The sequence below is a fragment of the Caballeronia sp. LZ001 genome (assembly GCF_031450875.1).
Taxonomy (GTDB): Bacteria; Pseudomonadota; Gammaproteobacteria; order Burkholderiales; family Burkholderiaceae; genus Caballeronia.
Map to the genome: position 1 here is coordinate 377,424 of NZ_JARTVX010000005.1, position 20,128 is coordinate 397,551.

Sequence of the window (20,128 nt, forward strand, 5' to 3'; positions counted from 1 at the left end):
ACCGCCCGCGCAAATGTCCTGAAGCGGCGCTGAAATCTTGTTAAGGCAAACGAGCTTTCATTAAGCGTGACGAGCCGCATGTCCCCGTCCGATGGCGAGATAGTGCGTGAGCGCGATCAACGGAAACGCCGTTGCCACCGTTGCCACCAGCGGCCAGCCGCCATGCTCGTAAAGCGGACTCGCCAGCGCCGATCCGACCGCGCCGCCCACGAAGATGCTCGTCATGTAAAGCGCGTTGAGACGATTGCGGCTCGCCGCGTGCAGCGCATAGATCTCGCGCTGGCCGAGCACCATGTTCATCTGCACGCCGAAGTCGAGCACGATGCCTGTCGCCACCAATCCGATCACGCCCCACGCCGGATGAATCAACGCCGGCGCGTATGCCAGCGCGCCCACCACCAGCGCGATGAGCGTCGCGCGCACCGTGTGGCCCGCATCCGCGAGCCGTCCCGCTACCGGTGCCGACGTCGCGCCTATCGCGCCGACCAGCGCGAAGATGCCGATCTGCGTTTGCGACAATCCGAAGTGACGCGTCAACTCGACGGGAATCGCGGTCCAGAAAAGGCTGAACGAGGCGAACATCAGCGCCTGATAAAACGAACGATGCCGCAAGACGGGCATCGTGCGAATCAAGTGTCCAAGCGAGCCGATGAGTTCGAAATACGTGGCCTTGTGATCCGGCTGGCGACGCGGAATGGTCAACGCGAGCACGCTCGTGACGACCGCCATCAACACGGCCGCGCAGCCGAATACCGCGCGCCAGCCGAAGTGACCGGCGGCCACGCTCGATATGGGACGCGACAGCAAAATGCCGAGCAAGAGTCCGCTCATGATGGTGCCGACCACCTTGCCGCGCGACTCGTCGGGCGCGAGATGCGCGGCAAGCGGAATCAGAATCTGCACGGCAACCGAACTGAAGCCGACCAGGAGCGAGACGCCGAGAAACAAGCCCGCCTGATGCGTGAACGCCGCGGCGGCAAGGCTCGCGATCGACACCAGCGCGGTGATGATCATCAACTTGCGGTTTTCCAGCAGGTCGCCGAGCGGTACGAGAAAGAACAGGCCGATTGCATAGCCGATCTGCGTGAGCGACACGATCATGCTCGCCGCGCCGCCCGACATATGGATGTCCGGTGCAATCAGCTCGGTGATCGGCTGCGCATAGTAGAGATTCGCGACGATAGCGCCGCAACAGAACGCGAACAACGCAATGAGCCCGCGTGTCAGCTTGACGGGGCTGCTACTGCCCGTCGTGGTGGATGCCTGGGTCGACATGACGACTCCTCGAATCAAAAAGAAGAAAGCGGCGCGCTCAATGCCCGACCTTCATCAGGCGGTTGCCGAGCGAAATTCCTAGATCGGTCATGCGCCGGCCGAGTTGCAATTGCTGATGCTCCCAGCGTCGCAAAGCGGTATCGATGGTCTCGCCGCCATCCGCCACCGCCGACAACGCCAGCGCCAGCGCATGTGCGTTGGCCGCCGCCTTGGCGGTGCTGCCCGCCGTATGCGGCCGTGGCACGGACGCCGCATCGCCCAGCAGCAGCGCACGGCCGAACACCATTTGCGGCGAGCGCAGATCGACGATCGGCTGCATGAACGGATCGTCCGTGGATTCGACGAGTGCGCGGAAAGTCGGGCCAAGCATGGTCCGCGCTTCGTCGCGCAACTGAACGATGTCGGCGTTCTTGGTCGAACCCGGCGGCAACGAAAACGCGCGCTTCTCGCCATGACGATCGACGAGCAGTTCACCGAGCCGTTCGGCGCCGTACTTGCGATACCAGACCCAGTTCCAGCGACGCTCGCCGGGCACGGTCGAATCGTCATCGCCGGGAATGAGGTATGAAAGTCCCGAGTGCCCGTCGCCGTCCTGAAACGCGAAGCGGTCGCGCAGCATGTTCGCGGCGAAAATCGGCAGGTCGGGTTCCTCGACGAGTCCGCGCCACGCCACGTAACCTGCATAGACCGGCACGATCTCGGGCAAGAGCCGCCGCCTGAGTGTCGAGCGGATACCGTCCGCGCCGATCAGCAGATCGGCCTCGACGCTGCGGCCGCTTTCGAAGCGCGCGACGACGCGCTCGCCGTCCTGATCGAAATCGACGAAGGTCTCGCCCGCATGAAGCGCCTGCGCGGGCAAGGCGTTTTTCATCGCGCGATAGAGCAGGCTCCACGACGTCTGCATCTGCGGCATGTGGAACTGTTCGAGCACGCGGTCTTCGCGATCCAGATAGATGCGATCGCCCGAATTCACGCCCGGCGGATTCGGCACCGCGACGCCCGCAAATGCGAGCGCTTCCAGCACATCCGGCTGCAACACGACTCCGCCACCCCGGCTTTCGAGCTGGTTCGGCGAAGTTTCGAAAACATCGGCATGCCAGCCTGCCGCACGCAGGGCGTTGGCCGTGAGCAAGCCGCCAAGCGATCCGCCGATGACGACGGCACGCGGTTTATCGAACGCGTTCATGCTGCTTTCCTTTGCGCCGCTAAACGCCGCGCGGTGATGAACCCTTCTGGAGCCGATGCACGCAGCTTATGCGTTGCGTCGCGATTGTTGAATATGGATAGAATGCAAGTTCGCGTTGCGTCGGGCGCAACGAAATGTGGATTACGGGCGAACATGGACAAGCTCCTCGCGGTCAGGACGCTGCTGGAAGTCGCGGACGCTGGCGGCTTCTCGAAGGCAGCGCAACGTCTGGGCGTAGCCACGTCATCGGTCACGCGTCTCATGGATTCGCTCGAAGACTCGCTTGGCGCCGCGCTGCTCACGCGCACGCCGCGCAAAGTCAGCCTCACGGATGCCGGAATCGCGTATGTCGAGCAGGTTTCGAAAGTGCTCGACGACCTCGCCGAAGCCGACGAAAGCGTATTCGACAGCGGCGCGGCGCCCGTGGGCACGCTTAGGATCTCCGCGCCGTCCACGTACAGCCGCCTGTGCCTCGCACCGCATCTTGCGACGTTCCTCGCGGAGCATCCGCGCGTGTTTCTCGATGTCGTCATCGCCGATCACTTCACGGACCTCGCGCTCGATCGAATCGATGTTGCGATCCGCATCGGCCGCGCCGACCGCGACGCCAATCTCATCGTCAAAAAGCTCGCGGACAATCCGCGCCATGTCGTGGCAAGCCACGCGTATCTCGCCCGCAACGGCACGCCGCAGACACCGCAGGACCTCGACGCGCACGAGTGCCTGCGCTTCGCGTACGGCGGCGGCTATCGCACGCGCCAGGTCTGGACCTTCCGGCGCGATGGCGACGAACAGCGTGTCGATGTGCGCGGTCATCTGCTGTCGAATAATCTCGACATCCTTCTCGAAAGCGTCGTGTCCGGACGAGGCATTGCGTTGCTGCCCGAATGGCAAGTCGCGCCCGACATTCGCACGGGCCGCGTGGTGCGTCTCTTCGAACAGTTCGACGCCAGTCCTCACTCGGGCGATGCCGTGGTCTACGCCGCGTATCTGTCCAATCGCCGGCAATCCAGCAAGGTGCGCGCGCTCGTGCAGTTTCTCGAAACGCGTCTGCGCGCTTCGGGCGAAGACCGAGGCTCTTGAACTGAGTGCAGTGTAGGAACGCCGCGCGGCTAAAGTCCTGCAAAAAACGTGAAATGTTCTGAGGCGGCGCGTGGGCGCGGGAAAGACGCTTGAACGACATGCTTCGCCGCGCATCGGATTAAGAAGTTTTAAGGACCGTCGCGCCTAGTTGGCAGTTAGTTGGCGCGTGGTTCGGGCGTGGTGCGTTGAGACTGCCTGGCATCTCGCGTATTCACCGTCGTTCACGGTTCTTGGCGCCAATCCGCATCGCAGCGCTTAAGGCTTTTTTAGAACCCGCCAAAGCCTTTAAAGATTCGTTTCGCTACCCTCTGACAAAGAACGCGGACTGCGAACGGTCCTCGACGTCATGCGAATGCAGCGCGTCGTGACGGACCGCTCGCCATGTCTCGACACACAGGAGCGGGCATGAAGCTGACGATTGCAGGCGTGGCGATTCCCGATACCGCGATGGCTCAGGCCGCCACGAATCTGATCAGCGCCACGCAATCCGTCCTGATGTTTCATCACGCGCTTCGCTCGTTCCTGTTCGGCGCACTGACCGGCCACCGCGAGAACAGGCCCTTCGATGCCGAACTGCTCTACCTCGGCGCGCTGTTTCACGATGTCGGACTGAACACGCGCTTCCAGCACTCGCCGAACCGTTTCGAAGTGGACAGCGCCGATGCCGCACGCGACTTCATGCGTCAGCACGGCGTGGCCGAGCGTCAGATCGAAGAGGTGTGGCTCGGCATCGCGCTGCATACGACGCCCGGCATTCCGGAACATCTTTCGACGCTGGTCGCGCTCATCGCCGCCGGCGTGCAGATGGACGTGACGGGCGCGCGTTACGACCAGTTCAGCGAGCCTGAGCGCGATGAGATCGTGCAGGCGTATCCGCGGGAAACCGGCTTCAAGAAGAAGTTGATCGAAGCGTATGCGCGCGGCATGGAGCATCGGCCGGATACGACCTTCGGCACGGTGAACGCCGACGTGCTCGATCGCTGGGACCCGAACTACCGGCGACTGAACTTCTGCGGGCTGGTGTTGGGATCGGACTGGCCGAACTGAAATCGAAGGAAATTGCACATGGCCGAAGGAGAGATGAATTGAGCACCGAGGCATTCATCGACGGGACGCGCAAGGCGTCGTCTGGCTCCGGCATCGCCGTGCATTTCGATCAGCTCTGGTTCGATCAGCTCGTACTCGAAGCGCTGCTCGTGGATGGCGAGATCGTGCGGCATCGCGCGAGAACGCAAGACGGCGCGCGGTCCTGGCTCGTCGCGGCGCCTGCCGGTCCTTCTTCCGATGCCGTGTTGCGGCGTCTCGGGCAAGAGTTTGCGCCGGCCGGGAAGCTCGATTCCGCGTGGGCCGTGCGGCCGCTCGCGCTCTTGAGGCTCGAACGCGGGCCGGTGCTCGTCTATGAAGACCAGGGTGGCGCGCCGATCCTTCCACGCGCCGACGGCACGATTGCACTCGGCCGCTTTCTGCGCATTGCCGTGGGCGCGGCGCAGTCGCTCGCGCTCGCGCACGAACGCGGCGTTCTGCACGGCGACATCAAGCCTTCGAATCTGCTGGAAGGCGCCGATGGCACGGTGCGCTTGCTCGGCTTTCGCGCTTCGACGAGCGAAGCTGCAGAGTCTATCGACCACGCCGATACCTTGAGCGGCACGCTGGCGTATATGTCGCCGGAGCAGGCGAGACGCGCGGAAGAACAGGCCGACGAGCGCAGCGATCTCTATTCTCTCGGCGTGACCCTGTACGAGCTATTGACCGGCCACTTGCCGTTCGAAGCGGCGGATGCGGTTGAATGGATCTTCAATCACGTCGCGCGGCAACCCGCCGATCCGCGCAGCTACCGCGCGTCATTGCCCGATGTGCTGGGTTCAATCGTACTCAAGTTGCTTGCCAAGAGTCCTGCGGAACGCTATCAAAGTGCGTCGAGTCTCGAAGCCGATTTGCGGCACTGTCTTGCCGACTGGAACGAGATGCAGCATATCGTCCCGTTCGAACCGGCCGCGAAAGACAACGTCAAGAATCTCGCCTTCACGCATCGTCTGTTTGGACGTGTGCATGAATATCAGGCGCTGCGGGACGCCTTCGATCGTAACGCGCGACAGGGCGCCGCCGAACTCATCCTCGTGTCCGGCTATTCGGGCGCGGGCAAGTCGGAGCTCGTGCGCAGCGTGCATCGCGCGACCGCGCAGAGTGCCGCGCTCTTCGCCTCCGGCAAGCTCGAACAGTACGGTCAGAACGCGCCTTATGCGCCGTTGATGCAGGCCATCCGTTCGCTCTTTCAGCGCATTCTCGGTGAGAGCGACAGCGAACTCGACCGCTGGCGCGCCGTGCTTTGCGAGGCGGTCGGTTTGCAGGGAAAACTCATCGTGAACTTCATTCCCGAGCTGGAACTCGTGCTCGGCGAGCCGCCCGACGTAGCGGAGTTGCCGCCCGTGGAAGCGCAGTTGCGCTTTCAGGCGTTGATCTCGCGGCTCTTGTCCGTGTTCGCGACAGAAGCGCATCCGCTGATTCTCTTCTTCGACGACGTTCACTGGTTCGACGAGGCCACGCTGAACTTCATCGCCGCTTTCGTGGCGCATGCCGATATGCGTCATGTGCTCCTGATCTGCGCGTATCGCGATAACGAAGTGGATCGCTCGCCACGGTTCAAGGCGTTCCTCGATCCGTTGCCCGATGCCGGCGCGCGCGTGAGTTCGCTGGCTGTCGGGCCGCTCGATCCGGCGAATGTCGTGGCCTTGCTCGCCGACGCACTTCATTCCGATGCCGCGCATGTCTTTCCGCTCGCGGCGGTGGTGCACGAAAAAACCGGCGGCAACCCGTTCTTCATCAAGCAACTGCTGCTCGTGCTGGCGGAACATCGGATGATCGTCTACGACGGCGAGGCGCGTCGCTGGACGTGGGACCTGGAACGTATCGGCGAGTACGAATCGTCGGATAACGTCGTCGATCTGATGGTGACGCGGCTTTCGCGCCTGCCGCCAGCGGCGCAGGCGGTGCTCAGGCTGCTCGCGTTCATGGGACGACGGCTCGACCGTTCGACACTCATGCTGATCGATCCCGGCGATGGCGTCGAGTCGGCGCGGCGTCTGCAGCCCGCGCTCGAAGCAGGGCTCGTCGTATCCGACCGCACGGGCTTTGCCTTCGCTCACGACCGCGTGCAAGAGGCGGCGTATGCATTGACGCCCGAGCACGAGCGCGGTGTCGAACACGCCCGCATCGCGCGCATTTTGCTGCGAGACTTCAATGCGCGGACGCTGCAATCGGCGTTCGACGTGGCGCACCATATCGAACGCGCTCAGGCGGCGGGCGCGCTTCTCGAACTCGATGCAGACGAGACCGACGTGTTCGCCACGGTTTGTTTGCAAGCGGCGCGTCAGGCGAAAGAAGCGATCGCTATCCGTTCCGCGCTGAATTATCTGGACGTCGTGCAGGCGCTGCTGCACGCGAACGGCGCGGCGCAGGCCCACGCCGCAAGCTATGAAATGGGCGTGTTGCGCGTGCAGTGTCACATCCTGAACGCCGATTTCGACGCTGCCGGTAAAGAGATCGCCACGCTCTTGCGCGAGGACCTGTCTGTCGTCGCGCGCGCGTCGGTCTACAAACTCAAGGTCGACATGCAGCAGCATCTGTCGGACTATGAAGCCGCCGTCGAAACCGCGCTCGAAGGCGTTCGGCTGTTCGGCACGGTTCTGCCGCGCTTTCCGCAAGCCGCCGATGTCGAAGCCGCGTATGGCAAGCTCAACGCGTCGCTTGCATCGCGAAGCATCGCCTCGCTCGCGAACCTGCCGACGTTGCGCGACGAGAAGATCGAGTCCGAGATGAACCTGCTCGCGAGCGTCTACGCGCCCGCATCGTTCGTCGACGAACGGCTCGGTTTTCTGCATCTGTGCCACATGGTGCAGATGACCATCGACCACGGCATCACGGCAGCATCGGCGCACTGTCTGTCGTGGTTCGGCGTTTATGTCGCCGAGTTCTTCGGGCGCTACGAGGAAGGCTTCGAGTTCTCGCGGCTGGCGCGCACGCTGGTCGAATCGCGCGGCTTCAACACGGTCGCCACGAGCACGCTGGTGGCGCTCGATACGGTCGCCGTCTGGACCCAGCCGCTGCCCTACGTGCTGGCCTGCGCGCGCGATGCGTTCGAATCCGCCAGGCCGAGCGGCGACCTCACGATGAGTTGTTACGCATGCAATCACATCGTCTCCGATCTGCTGACGATGGGCGCACCGCTCGAACAGGTCGATCGCGAAATCGACCTGGGTTTGTCGTTCGCGCGACGCGTGAGATTCCGGGATGTCGAGGACATCTTGGAACTGCAAAAGCGCTACGTACACAGCCTGACGGGCGGGCCGGGACTGCCGGGCAATTTCGGCTCGGTGGTGGACGGACGCATGACCTTCGACGCCGATCTGCTCGACACGCAGATGACGACGCTGCGTTTCTGGATCTGGCTGCTAAAGGGCATGTCCTGCTACTTTCATGGCGATTACCGCAACGCGTCGTATTGCCTCGCTGAAGCCGGCGAGCTGACGTGGGCGACGCCCGCGCACGTGCATCAACTGGACTACCACTTCTATTCGGCGCTCAATCTCGCGCAAATGTACGAAGCGGACGAAGCCATTGCGCGCATCGAACCGCATCTCGCGAAGCTTACGGTCTGGGCGAAACTCAATCCGGCGACGTTTCTCGACAAGCTGTTGCTGGTCGAAGCCGAAATCGCTCGTCTGCTCGCCAAGCCGCTCGAAGCGCTGGCGCGTTATGAGGAAGCGGCAGCCGCAGCGTCCGAAAGCGGCTTCAGTCATATCGATGCACTCGCGCATCGGCTGGCGTGCGCGTGCTGCGTAGCGAACGGGCTCTTCACGGCCGCGCGGGAACATCGGCGGCGCGCGATCGACGGTTATGCGCGCTGGGGCGCGCATGCGCTCGTCGGCCGACTCGAACGCGATGCGGGTCCGGCACGTGCGACGGCCGTGCGTCAAGCGCTCCCCGAGGTTCCGGTGGCGTCCCGTCCATCGGTCGAAATCGAGGATGCGCAGCATCGCTTCGATTTGCTGTCGGCGCTGAAGTCGTCGCAAGCGCTCTCCGAGGAGATCGTGCTCGACAAGCTGATCCGCACGCTCGTCACGCTCGCTATCGTTCACGCCGGCGCGCGCAGCGGCATCCTGATTCTCATGCAAGGCAACGTGCCCGTGGCCGAAGCGCGCGGACAGGAGACGCCCGAGGGCGTACAGGTTCAGCTGGCCGGCGAAGCGCCCGTGCGCGAGGATTTGCCCGCTTCGGTCCTGTACACGGCGCTGCGCACGCGTAAGCCCGTGGTGGTGGAAGACGCGCAGCACGATCCGCGATTTTCCTTCGATGCAGCCTTGTCCAGCAGGCCGGTTCGTTCCGTATGCTGTCTGCCGCTCGTGAAGCAAGGGCATGCCGTCGGCGCGCTTTACCTGGAAAACGATCTGACGACGGGCGTGTTCACGGAGAGCCGCACGTCGGTGCTCGAATTGCTCGCGTCGCAGGCGGCCATATCGCTCGAAACGGCGCGTCTTTATGCCGAGTTGCTCGAAGAAAACAAGCGTCGCAAGGAAACGGAAGCGGCCCTGCGCATGAGCGAGGAAGCGCTCGCGCTCGGGCAGCGGATAGGCCGCTCGGGAAGCTATATCTGGAACACGCTGACGGGCGAACGCTATTGGTCGAAAGAACTCTACAACGTGTTTTGCTTGCCAATAGAAGCGAGCGGTCCCGCGACACGCGCGATCATGGAGCGCATTCATCCCGAGGACGTCGCGTTTTATCGGGAGATGGTCGAGCGTGCCGCGCACAAGCGCGTGCCCTTCCGGCAGAAGTTTCGCGTGGTCGCGCCGGACGGCGCCATCAAGCATCTCGAAGTGCTGGGCGAACCGTCCGGCGTGAGCAGCTTCGTCGGCGTGGTCACCGACCTGACCGAAAGGCACATGACCGAACTCGCCTTGCAGAACGCGAAGAGCGAACTGGCGAAGGCATCGCGCGCATCGACGATGGGCGAACTCGCCGCTTCGATCGCGCACGAGATCAATCAGCCGCTCGCTTCCATCGTGTCGAACGCGAGTGCGTCCGTGCGCTGGCTCAACCGGCCCGAGCCGGATCTGGCCGAGGCATCGAGCGGCCTGCGCGAGATCGTCAAGGACGGCAAGCGGGCGGGCGATATCATCCGCGCATTGCAGACGCTTGCGAAGGAAACCAAGCCTATTTTCGCGCCGGTCTATATCGATTACGTCGTGCGCGAAGTGTTCGAACTGGCGGCGGCGGAAATAGAACAACGCGGAGTCCTCGTGCGGCTCGATCTGGCTGCGCGTTGTTCGGTAACGGCTGATCGCGTGCAACTGCAACAGGTGCTGTTCAATCTCGTCATGAACGCCGCCGATGCCATGAGCCATCTCGATGCGCGTCAGCGCCTGCTCGCCGTCACGTCCTGCATCGACGACAGGGGCACCGTGATCGTGTCCGTGCAGGACAACGGCGATGGCATTCGCGAAGACATTGCCGAGCGCATCTTCGACGCGTTCTTCACCACGAAGGACACCGGCATGGGCATGGGGCTCGCCATTTGCAGGTCGATCATCGAGGCGCATGGCGGGACGCTCACCGCGGGACCGGCGTATCCGCGTGGGACGGTGTTCGTCTTCACGCTGTCGGCGGTCGCTTGAAGTCGTTGCGTGAAGCTATCGTGCAAATCCACAAAAGCCGGGCGATAACCAAGCGTGCCGTGCCACGAATCGCGAATACTCCCTTCACGCATGACACACCGGCACGGGCCGGTCAATCAATCGAGAAGGAGTAGCGGACATGGCTTACATCACGACCAAGGACGGCACGGAAATCTATTACAAGGACTGGGGCACGGGCCCGGCGATCACGTTTTCTCACGGCTGGCCGCTCGATGCCGACGCGTGGGACGCGCAGATGATGTTCCTCGCCGAACGCGGTTATCGCGTGATCGCGCATGACCGTCGCGGCCACGGCCGTTCATCGCAACCGTGGAACGGCAACGAGATGAACGCTTATGCCGACGATCTTGCCGAGCTGATCGAAGCGCTCGATCTGCAAGACATCATGATGGTCGGCCATTCGACCGGCGGCGGAGAAGTGGTGCGCTATATCGCGCGTCATGGCGCAAAGCGCGTGTCGAAGGTCGTGCTGGTTTCGGCCGTGCCGCCGATCATGCTCAAGACCGAAGCGAACCCGGGCGGCCTGCCGCTATCCGTGTTCGACGACATTCGCAAAGGCGTGCACCATAACCGCGCGCAGTTCTTCAAGGACCTCGCGATGCCGTTCTACGGCTTCAACAAGCCCGGCGCGAAAGTGTCGCAAGGCACGATCGATTCGTTCTGGCTGCTCGGCATGCTGGGTTCGATCAAAGGCATGTACGACTGCATCAAGGCGTTCTCGGAGACGGACTTCACCGAAGACCTGAAGCAGGTCACGGTGCCCGCGCTCGTGCTGCAAGGCGACGCCGATCAGATCGTTCCGCTCGACGATTCCGGCAAGCTCTCGTCGAAGCTCATGCCGAACGCGAAGCTGAAGATTTACGAAGGCGCGCCGCATGGCATGTGCACCACGCACGCGGATCGCGTCAACGCGGACCTGCTGGAGTTCATCCAGTCGTAAGCGGCGTGGCGGTCAGCGCAGGCTTGTGCAAGCGCCTGGAAAGCGGCCAGCGGGCGGGTCGCGCAGGCAGCGGCGGCGTCTCGTGGACCACGGGCGCCGCCGCTGTCAACGCCGCGCGCAGCCGCTTCTCGATCGCTGCGTCTGCCGTTCCCGCCGGCAGCTTCGCGATGGCATCGACGGCGAGCGCGGCGCGCATGCGGCACTCGTCGAACAGATGCGCGTCGCTTAGTGCGCCGACGAGATGCGACGCCAGTTCGATACCCACGCGGACATCGCCGTCCACGGACATCGCCCAGTCGAGCGCGACGCGCGCATCGTCCAGCGTGTGCTGGAAGGCGGCCGGATGGTCGTCGAGGCCGCAGGCTGTGGCCGCGATCTGTCGTGCAACATGACGCGCATTGCGGCGGATGATCTCGCGCAATTCGCCGTTGGCGCGCAGCTTTTCCAGCGCATAGGCGCGCGTCGATTCCGACAGACGATAGCGCGCGGTGGCGCGCTCGAATTCGACGCTCACGAGCGACTTCGCGACCAGTTCGGTGATGCCGCCGATGGCGTCCGCTGTCGTGTGCTCTTCGTCGCAGACTGCCGCGCACATCGACTCGAAAGAGAACCTGCCGCTAAAAAGCGCGAGCCGCCAGAACACGGATTGCGTGTCGCGGTCCAGCAGCGCGAAGCTCCAGTCGAAAGTGGCGCGCAAGGTTTGATGACGCGGCAGCGCGGTGCGGTAACCGCCCGCGAGAATCGCCATGCGGTCGTCCAGCCTGCGGCAGACGCCTTCCACGCCGAGCGCGGCGACGCGCGCGGCGGCCAGTTCGATGGCAAGCGGGAGGCCGTCCAGACGCCGGCAGATTTCACCGACGAGCCGGATCTCCGCGCTGTCGGTCGCCACGCTTTCCTGCAACGAATCGGCGCGCAGGATGAAGAGGCTCACGGCGGAGCATCGGAGAATATCGGCGTCCGCGGCATCGGCGGGAGGCACGTCGAGCGGCTCCACTCGGAAGATGCTCTCTGCCATCACGCGCAACGGCTCACGGCTCGTCACCAGCACGCGCAGCTTTTCGTTGCCGGCGACGAGTGCATCGACGATCTGCGCCACGGCGCCGACCACATGTTCGGCGTTATCGAGCAGCAGGAGTTTCGACTGGCCGGCGAGTGTCGCGGCCACGCGCGCTACATCGATATGCGTATCGGGCAAGGCAATGCCGCAACTCTCCGCGATGGCGCACAACACGCCCTCGCGCGTCGTCAACGCGGCGAGTTCGACGAAGCACACCGGTTCTGGAAAGTCTTCGGCACTATGACGGGCCGCCTCGATAGCGAGCCGCGTCTTGCCGATGCCGCCCGCGCCCGTCACCGTCAACACGTGCGAGTTGCGCAGCATGGCGCGGATCGTGGCGATTTCCGTATCGCGTCCGAGCAACGCGGATTTTTGCGGCGGAAGACGGCGGCCGCAAGCGGGCTTGAGCCGCGCTTCATCGGATGGCGTGCTCGGCTTGCGTTGCAGGAGTTGATAGCCACGGCCAGGCACGGTGAGAATCAGGTCGCGGTCCGCGCCGAGCACCTTGCGCAACGCCGAGAGATGAACATGAATATTGTTCTCCTCGACGACGGTGTCGGGCCATACGGCGTTCATCACCTCGTCCTTCGAGACGAGACGGCCGCCAGCCGCCGCGACCACGGCGAGGATATCGAAAGCGCGCGAGCCGAGACGCACGAGTTCGCCGTTTCGCCATAAGGCGCGCATCTCCAGATCGATCTGAAATCCGCCTATTTGCATCGTGACGTTTCCAGGTTGGGGAAAGGGAGCGAAACGCGAGGGAGAAGCTAAGGTCGGCGCGGGATAAGAAAGTGGCGTGCGCAGCCTCGGCACGATCAAGTTAGCGCAGCGCCGTTCATGCGTATTGCACGTAAGTGCGATGCTTTGTATGAAAGTCTATGGATGTGACGACGCGAGGTATCGACTGAAGAAAGGCTGTGTCAATTACCCGCTTGCCTGCGCCAGTTTCCGGGCGGCGTGCCGACCAGTTGCGAGAACGTGCGGCTGAAGTGGCTTTGATCGGAGAAGCCGCATGCAATGGCGATCTCCGCAAGCGACCACGTCGATTTGCTAAGCAGCATGCGCGCATGTTCGATGCGTTGCTCCAGCACCCATTGATGCGGCGTGCGCTGCGTGGTCTCGCGAAACGCGCGGATGAAGTAGCTGCGCGACAAGTTGCATGCACTCGCGATGGCTTCGAGCGATACGTTGTCATCGGTTTTGGCGAGCAGCATCTCCTTGGCGCGCGCTTCCTGAATACTCGAAAGACGCGGCCCCGGCTTGAGCGCTTTCACGGTCGCGTCGCCGTATCGATCCACGAGATGCGTGCCGATGGTGACGCCGAGTTGTTCGAGGAAAAGCGCACTGGTCTCGGACGAACGATCCAGCGTCAGCGCGAGCACCTGCGCGAGCTGGCCGAAGATGGCGTCCTCGCGTCCGGGCGGCACCGAGAAGCCGGAAATGGTCGTGCCGTTTCGCTCATAGCCCGTGTTCACGATGAACGACCGCGAAAATTCCATCAGCACGAAGTCGAACGCGCCATGCAGATCGGCGCGGTAGTCGTCCTCGAAATTGCGGATATAGACCGAGTCCTTCCTGAACTCGTGCAGCGCCGAACGGCTACCCGTGATGATGCGCCGGCGATGTCCCGCCGCGAGCGAGACACCGATGAGAAAGCCGCGATCGGACGCGGGCGTGACGACTTCGCTCGTCTTTTCCTCGCGCCTGCATTTGCGATAGAACGTGAAGTCGCCCGCGCGCAGTTCGAGGTCCTTGTGCAGCTGCGTCGAAAGACAGCCGAGCGAGTCTTTCTGACGCGGCGCCGTGGTGCTGGAAATATCTGTCTGGTTGAACATGGTCCGTCACCCTTGCTCGTCACGCTGCACTCACGCATGCGGCGTTTGCGTTGCCATAATCAAGCGATGGTCATAACCGGCGGAATCCGTGGATTATCTTGGAAATTGTCCGCGACAAATATTAATTTTCGTTCAGTCGCCGGGCGCCAATCTCATATCTTGAGCAATTGCGCCGCGTTGCCGCCGAGGATCAGGTTCTTCTGCTCGGGCGGCAGCTCGAGGCGGTCCAGAAACGTCACCGGCTGTTCATAACCCATATCGAAGCAGTAGTCGCTGCCGAGCACGAGCCTGTCTATGCCGATGTTCTGTATCAGGAAATCGAGCACCGGCCCGGAATGCGACACCGTGTCGTAATTGAAGCGGCGCAGATAGCTGCTCGGCTTCTGCGCAAGCCTCCGCGTTTCGGGCCGCACGTTCCAGCCCGCATCGATACGGCCCATGAGGATAGGCAACGCGCCGCCCGCGTGCGGCAAGGTGACGTTGAGTCGCGGATGCCTGTCCATGACGCCACCGAGAATCAAATGCGATCCGGCAATGGCGGTATCGAATGGATTGCCGAGCAGATTGCTCAGATAGAAGTCGGTGAGCCGCGCGCCGCCGACCGTCTGTTGCGGATGCAGGAACACCGGCAAATCGAGTTGTTCGATGCGCGCGAAGACCGGCTCGAACAACGGATCGTCGAGATCGCGGTTGTTGATGTTCGTGCCCATATAGACGCCGCGTACGCCCGGCAATTCGGACGCACGTTCGAGTTCGTCGATGGCGTCGTGCGCATTCAGCATCGGCAGCGTCGCGAGGACGACGAAGCGCGTCGGATGCTGCACCTGCACCGCGGATGCCGCCGTGTTCCATGTCGTTGCCAGCTTCGCGTTGAAGGCGCGGTCGGCCCAATAGGCCATCGGCACGCTGAGCGAGAGCGCCTGTACGTCGACGCCGAACGCGTCCATATCGGCAAGCCGTTCGTCGATACGGATGAATTTGAGCGGCAGCGGACCGAGGCCGCCAGCAGGCGTCTGAAAGCTGAAGGTGCTCGCATCGCAGGTGAACTTGCCGCCGAATTTATCGCCGTCGCTGCCGACGAGTTCGCAATAGCTTTCGGGGTAATAGTGCGCGTGAATGTCGATCGATTCGCCTTTGACTGTCGCATTGGCTCGGGCGGATGCGTTCGGAAGGCCCGAAGCGAAGCCGCCCGCGAGCGCGGCCATGGTTCCAAGCAGACGACGGCGCTTCGGCGAGATGCAGCAAGTGCAATCCATGAGTCATGTCTCCGTGATGGATTTCGATCGGCCTGTCTCACCCGTTTTTGATCATGCCGAGCTCGCAGTCCACGAGCTGATTGCCATAGAGCGCACGTTCGCGCACGGCGCGGGCCGAGTGATCGGTGATCGAGAAGAAGACCACGCTCACGAAGGCGACGAGCATGGAAAAGAGCGCGGGATATTCGTACGGATAGATGGCGTGCGCGTGACCAAGCACCTGGACCCAGACGGTCGGGCTCAGGATGGTGAGCGTGACGGCCGAGATCAGACCGAGCGAACCGCCTATCACCGCGCCGCGCGTGGTGAGGCCGCGCCAGTAGATCGACAGCAACAGCACCGGAAAATTGGAGCTTGCCGCGATCGAGAACGTGAGACTCACGATAAACGCGATGTTCTGCTTCTCGAACGCAATGCCAAGCAAGATGGCCAGCACGCCGAGCACGAGCGTGGTGAGCCGCGACACGCGCATTTCCTCGCGGTCCGTCGCGCGTCCGCGGCGCAGCACGTTCGCATACAGGTCGTGCGATACCGCCGAGGAACCGGCGAGCGTCAGGCCCGCGACCACGGCCAGGATCGTCGAGAACGCGACCGCGCACATGAAGCCGAGGAACACGTTGCCGCCCACCGCATGCGCCAGATGCAGGGCCACCATGTTCACGCCGCCGATCACGCCGCCGGATGCGCTGTGATAGAGCGGATCGGTCGCCACGAGCGCAATCGTGCCGAAGCCGATGACGATGATGAGCGCATAGCCGATTCCCACGATGCCCGTCGCGTACAGAATGCTCTTGCGCGCGGCGCGGGCGTCGCCGACCGTGAAGAAGCGCATCAGGATATGCGGCAGTCCGGCCGTGCCGAAGATCAGCGCGAGGCCGAGCGAAACGGCGGAGACGGGATCGGATACCAAACCGCCAGGGCTCATGATCGCGGCGTGTTTCGGATGCGCGAGGATCGCCTGTGCAAAGAGCGCGTTCATGCTGAAGCCGAAGCGGCTCAACACCATGAACGCCATGAAAGCCGCGCCCGCCAGTAGAAGCGCTGCCTTGATGATCTGAATCCATGTGGTGGCGAGCATGCCGCCGAAGAACACGTACACCACCATCAGCACGCCGACCAGCACGACCGCCGCCGTGTAGTCGAAGCCGAACAGCAATTCGACGAGTTTGCCCGCGCCGACCATCTGCGAGACGAGGTATAGCAGCACGATCACGATGGAGCTCGACGCGGCGAACGCACGAATCGGCCGTTGTTGCAGGCGATAGGACACCACGTCGGCGAGCGTATAACGGCCGAGGTTGCGCAACGGTTCGGCGATCAGAAAGAGGATGATCGGCCAGCTCGCGAGAAAGCCGATGGAATAGATGAGGCCGTCGTAGCCGCTCGTGAAGACCAGCGCGGAAATGCCTAGCAGCGACGCGGCCGACATGTAATCGCCCGCTATCGCCCAGCCATTCTGGAAGGCGGTGATCTTGCCGCCCGCAGCGTAGTGATCGGACACGCTGTGGTTCTTTCTTGCCGCCCAGCGCGTGATGAACAATGTCGATGCGACGAAAACGAGGAACATGCCGATCGCTATCGGATTATGCGAGCGTGACGCCGACGCGACTTCGGCGGCATTGGCAGAGATCGAAGTGACAGCGCAGATCAACGCGCCGAGCGAAAGAGAGATACGTTTCATTGCCGTGCTCCTTGCCGGATTTCGTTCACGGCGCGGTCATGGAAAGTGTTGGCTCGCGCGACATACACCGCCACGATGCCGAACGTGAAGACGAACATGCCGAAGCCGACTGGAATGCCCCACGTCGCGGGATAACCGGCGACAATCGGCCGGCCGAGCAACGCGGGCGCGAATGCCAGCGTGAGGATGAAGGCGAAGTACACCGTGAGCATGAGGAGCGTGAGCATCCACGAGAAGGCGCGGCGTTTTTGCACGAGCGCCTGAAAGCGCGGGTCGTCGAGCAACGGGTTCGCCATGGGCGGCGGCGGGTCTTCGGCGATGACGTGCGCGTTCATCGCATAGGTTGGGGCGCTGTGATCCACGTCGTCTCCTTTGTCATCAGAACCGCGCGGGAACGGCGGTCTCGCGCATGACGGCATCGGGCGTGCGGTAGCGCTCGGCCATCTCGCGATCGACTTCCGTCTTCAACTGCGCCTGCATGTATGCGCCGAGATGGCGCGCGTGCTGCACGATAGCCGTGCCCACTTGCGTGCGTTCGAGGCTGTAGCCGGCAAGCGCGTCTTGCACATCGCCATGCGTCTTCAGTGCCTTGACGAGCGTCATGGCGTCGCTGGCTGCCTTGGTCACGCCCATTCCGCAATGCGGACGCGCAACGAACGCGGCATCGCCCAGCAGCGCGATACGGCCGATCGCCATGCGCGGCACTTCGAGATCGAAGATAGGCTGAAAGAGCGGTTGCGTCGCGCGCGTCACGACTTCGCCGAATTGCGGTGCGAGCAGCGTGAGCGCGGCGTCTTCCATGTCGGCGAGCACGTCGGCGCGAATGAGCGTCGGCGGAATGCCGCCGGTCCAGCGCTTGCCCGATGCATCGGTCAGCAAATCGGGAAGCTGGACATCTTCGCTCGTTGCGCGATACCACACGAAGTTGTAGCGGCGCTCGCCGGGCGTCGTGCTATTGCCCTGGCCGGCCACGGGATAGCCGAGAATTTGTTCGCGCGGCGGCAGGCAGAACGCGAACTTGTCGAAGAGCGCGTCGCGAGTTTCACGCGACAGCGAGGCTTCATCGACAAGACCGCGCCACGCAATATAACCGGCATATTGCAGCTTCACTTCGGGCATCAAGCGCTCGCGAATAGCCGATTTGAAGCCATCCGCCGCGATGACGAGATCGGCGTGCAATATCGCCCCGTCGCCGAGCGTGACGGTTGCACGATCGCCGTCATCTTCCACCGATGCCACCGTTACTCCAGCGTGATAGTGCACGTCGGGAAGCGCAGCGCGCAGCACGTGATACATCTTGCCCCACGCGGTCAGCGTTTGCGGCAGATCGCGTTCGGACAGCACCGCGCCGTCCTGCGCGAAGGTCACGCGTGAACGCACCTTCACGCCGATGCCATCGTCGATTTGAATGCCGGCTGCGCCGAGTGCATCGAAAAGTTCGGGATGCGTTACGATGCCCGCGCCGCGTCCGGCGAGTTCATCCGGCACGCGCTCGAACACGTCTACATCCCAGCCGTTACGCACCAGCAGGTTCGCTGCGAAAAGCCCGCCGAGCGAACCGCCGACGATGATCGCTCTGGATCGTTTGGAACTCTGGACCATGCTCATTCTCCTTCGCTGACGGGGTTTTGCTTGCTCGACGGTCGTGCATGCGTGAGGCGGCTAAGTTCTTCGGCGGGGAAGTTGAGTTCGATAGTCACGCCCGACGGATCTTCGATGAACACTTGATGCAAGCCGAGGCTTGGCACCGTGCGATCGCGCCACGCGATGCCTTCGCTTGTCAGCGTCTGCCACATCTCTTCGACGCCCGTCGCGAGAAACGCAATGTGATCGACCGTGCCCGTTCCGCTCGCGGGCAAGGCCTTGTCGCCGAGATATGCGGTGAGTCCTTCGGGATTGTTCGGATCCACGCCAATGATATGAACCGTGCCGAAGTCCACTTCGTCGCCGCCTTTGTAGAGCCACGCGCCGGGAAAGTCGAAGGGCGGACGATAGCCGCGCTTGAAGCCGAGGATGCGTTCATAGAAGTGGCACGACTGTTCGAGATCGGTCGTGCGGATCGAGTAGTGGGCAAGTTTCGTAACAGGCATCTTCGGCTCCTGACAAATTATTTATCGATCGATTAGTGATCGTTTGATAAATTGTAGGTGAAGCGGGGAGCGGGATAAAGCGGCGCATCGCCGGTGTTTACCCTGAAAAACCACGAGGCGGGAGTGATGCGATGGGAATAAGACGAACGGCCGGCGCGTTTGCCGGCCTGGAAGCGGACTCAGGCTTTGGCGCCCGGTTTGATGCGCGCGGGCTGCTTGGTTGCGTGTTTGAGCGCGGCGGGCACGCCGTTCAAGAAGGCGTCGACCTGACGCGCGATGTGATCTTCGACGTCGTCGGTGACAGGCAGACCGTAGATCCACTTGCGCACGCCGAGATAGAAAATGCTGGCGTGCAGGCTCCAGATCAGTTCGAGGTCGATCTCCCGCTGACGCGCGCTGGCGGGCGCGGGCAGTCCATAGGCAAGACGAATCTCCGCCATCACCGGAAGAAACACGCGCTCACGCAGACGCGTCAGATATTTCGAGTTGATGCCTTCGCGCGTCAGTCCCGCGAAGATGAAGATGCGAATCCACTCGCGCCGCAGGATCACCACCGAATACGCCGAATAGAACCGCACCATGCGTTCCTGAATGGGCAGGTCGCGGTCCTTGATGAGGTTCTCCCAGCTCGTGTCCCACTGATAGACCTCTTCGTACACGCGGTCGATCAACGCTTCCTTGCTCGGAAAATAGCGGTACAGAAGCGGCTGCGTGATGTCGAGTTGACGCGCGAGTTCACGCGTGCTGCCGGAGAATCCATGCGTGGCGAAATGATCGACGGCCTTGAGCACGATCTGCCGTTCGCGAACCTCCGGCGCCAAGCGGCGCGTGACGAGCTTTTCCTGTTCGACGTCTTCGATCTTCGGCGGGGTTTCGCTGTTCCGCGCTTTTCTCGGCATGGCTGGCTGGTACCTGTTGTGTTGGGACGCATCATACAAAGATTAGCCGGACCTGACTACGCGAGCACGTCTCATGGCCGGTCATTTCATGCAGCGCATGCGCAAAAAGCGTGCGATTGTGCAATTGCCTGGTC

General features: G+C 62.8%; 14 protein-coding genes. 4 read left to right on the top strand and 10 right to left on the bottom strand.

Annotated elements, in window-relative coordinates:
• Positions 1-60: 60 nt before the first annotated feature.
• Together P9292_RS38245 and P9292_RS38250 are read right to left on the bottom strand one after the other, a co-directional pair.
• The gene (locus tag P9292_RS38245) at positions 61-1,275 is read right to left on the bottom strand and encodes an MFS transporter (protein ID WP_250510501.1); all 1,215 of its coding nucleotides are present in this window, start codon (positions 1,273-1,275) and stop codon (positions 61-63) included.
• 37 nt (positions 1,276-1,312) lie between these two features.
• Entirely contained in the window at positions 1,313-2,461 is a 1,149-nt protein-coding gene (locus tag P9292_RS38250) for an FAD binding domain-containing protein (protein ID WP_244831234.1), read from the bottom strand.
• Between the two features lie 153 nt (positions 2,462-2,614).
• Between P9292_RS38250 and P9292_RS38255 the strand changes: the two genes are divergently transcribed.
• From P9292_RS38255 to P9292_RS38270, 4 genes are all read left to right on the top strand, one after another.
• Entirely contained in the window at positions 2,615-3,544 is a 930-nt protein-coding gene (locus tag P9292_RS38255) for a LysR family transcriptional regulator (RefSeq protein ID WP_250467913.1), read from the top strand.
• Positions 3,545-3,949: 405 nt separating this feature from the next.
• Complete coding sequence (locus tag P9292_RS38260; RefSeq protein ID WP_244831936.1) at positions 3,950-4,591, top strand: HD domain-containing protein; 642 nt, start codon at positions 3,950-3,952, stop codon at positions 4,589-4,591.
• A gap of 38 nt (positions 4,592-4,629) precedes the next feature.
• Positions 4,630-10,215 (top strand): AAA family ATPase, encoded by a 5,586-nt coding sequence (locus P9292_RS38265; protein ID WP_309964751.1) that lies wholly within the window; start codon positions 4,630-4,632, stop codon positions 10,213-10,215.
• A gap of 139 nt (positions 10,216-10,354) precedes the next feature.
• Positions 10,355-11,176, top strand: a complete 822-nt coding sequence (locus tag P9292_RS38270; protein ID WP_309964753.1) for an alpha/beta hydrolase — start codon at positions 10,355-10,357, stop codon at positions 11,174-11,176.
• On the opposite strand, the gene P9292_RS38275 is transcribed toward P9292_RS38270, so the two are convergent.
• From P9292_RS38275 to P9292_RS38310, 8 genes are all read right to left on the bottom strand, one after another.
• Positions 11,163-12,953 carry a winged helix-turn-helix domain-containing protein gene (locus P9292_RS38275; protein ID WP_309964756.1) on the bottom strand — a complete coding sequence of 597 codons (1,791 nt, stop codon included), beginning with the start codon at positions 12,951-12,953 and terminating at the stop codon, positions 11,163-11,165. The genes P9292_RS38270 and P9292_RS38275 overlap by 14 nt on opposite strands.
• Positions 12,954-13,153: 200 nt before the next feature.
• On the bottom strand, positions 13,154-14,068 hold the full coding sequence (locus P9292_RS38280; protein WP_309964758.1) for an AraC family transcriptional regulator: 915 nt from the start codon (positions 14,066-14,068) through the stop codon (positions 13,154-13,156).
• Between the two features lie 152 nt (positions 14,069-14,220).
• Complete coding sequence (locus tag P9292_RS38285; RefSeq protein ID WP_309964760.1) at positions 14,221-15,324, bottom strand: amidohydrolase family protein; 1,104 nt, start codon at positions 15,322-15,324, stop codon at positions 14,221-14,223.
• A 37-nt stretch (positions 15,325-15,361) separates the two neighbouring features.
• Complete coding sequence (gene actP, locus P9292_RS38290; RefSeq protein ID WP_309964762.1) at positions 15,362-17,005, bottom strand: cation/acetate symporter ActP; 1,644 nt, start codon at positions 17,003-17,005, stop codon at positions 15,362-15,364.
• Positions 17,002-17,367 carry a DUF485 domain-containing protein gene (locus P9292_RS38295; protein WP_309964764.1) on the bottom strand — a complete coding sequence of 122 codons (366 nt, stop codon included), beginning with the start codon at positions 17,365-17,367 and terminating at the stop codon, positions 17,002-17,004. Before P9292_RS38295 ends, actP begins: the two co-directional genes overlap by 4 nt.
• A gap of 16 nt (positions 17,368-17,383) precedes the next feature.
• A complete protein-coding gene (locus P9292_RS38300; protein WP_309964766.1) occupies positions 17,384-18,613 on the bottom strand; it encodes an FAD binding domain-containing protein in 1,230 nt (409 codons plus the stop codon).
• Positions 18,610-19,095 carry a VOC family protein gene (locus P9292_RS38305; protein ID WP_244831244.1) on the bottom strand — a complete coding sequence of 162 codons (486 nt, stop codon included), beginning with the start codon at positions 19,093-19,095 and terminating at the stop codon, positions 18,610-18,612. The genes P9292_RS38300 and P9292_RS38305 overlap by 4 nt, the downstream gene beginning before the upstream one ends.
• A 179-nt stretch (positions 19,096-19,274) precedes the next feature.
• Positions 19,275-19,994 carry a TetR/AcrR family transcriptional regulator gene (locus P9292_RS38310; RefSeq protein ID WP_250467922.1) on the bottom strand — a complete coding sequence of 240 codons (720 nt, stop codon included), beginning with the start codon at positions 19,992-19,994 and terminating at the stop codon, positions 19,275-19,277.
• Between the last annotated feature and the right edge of the window lie 134 nt (positions 19,995-20,128).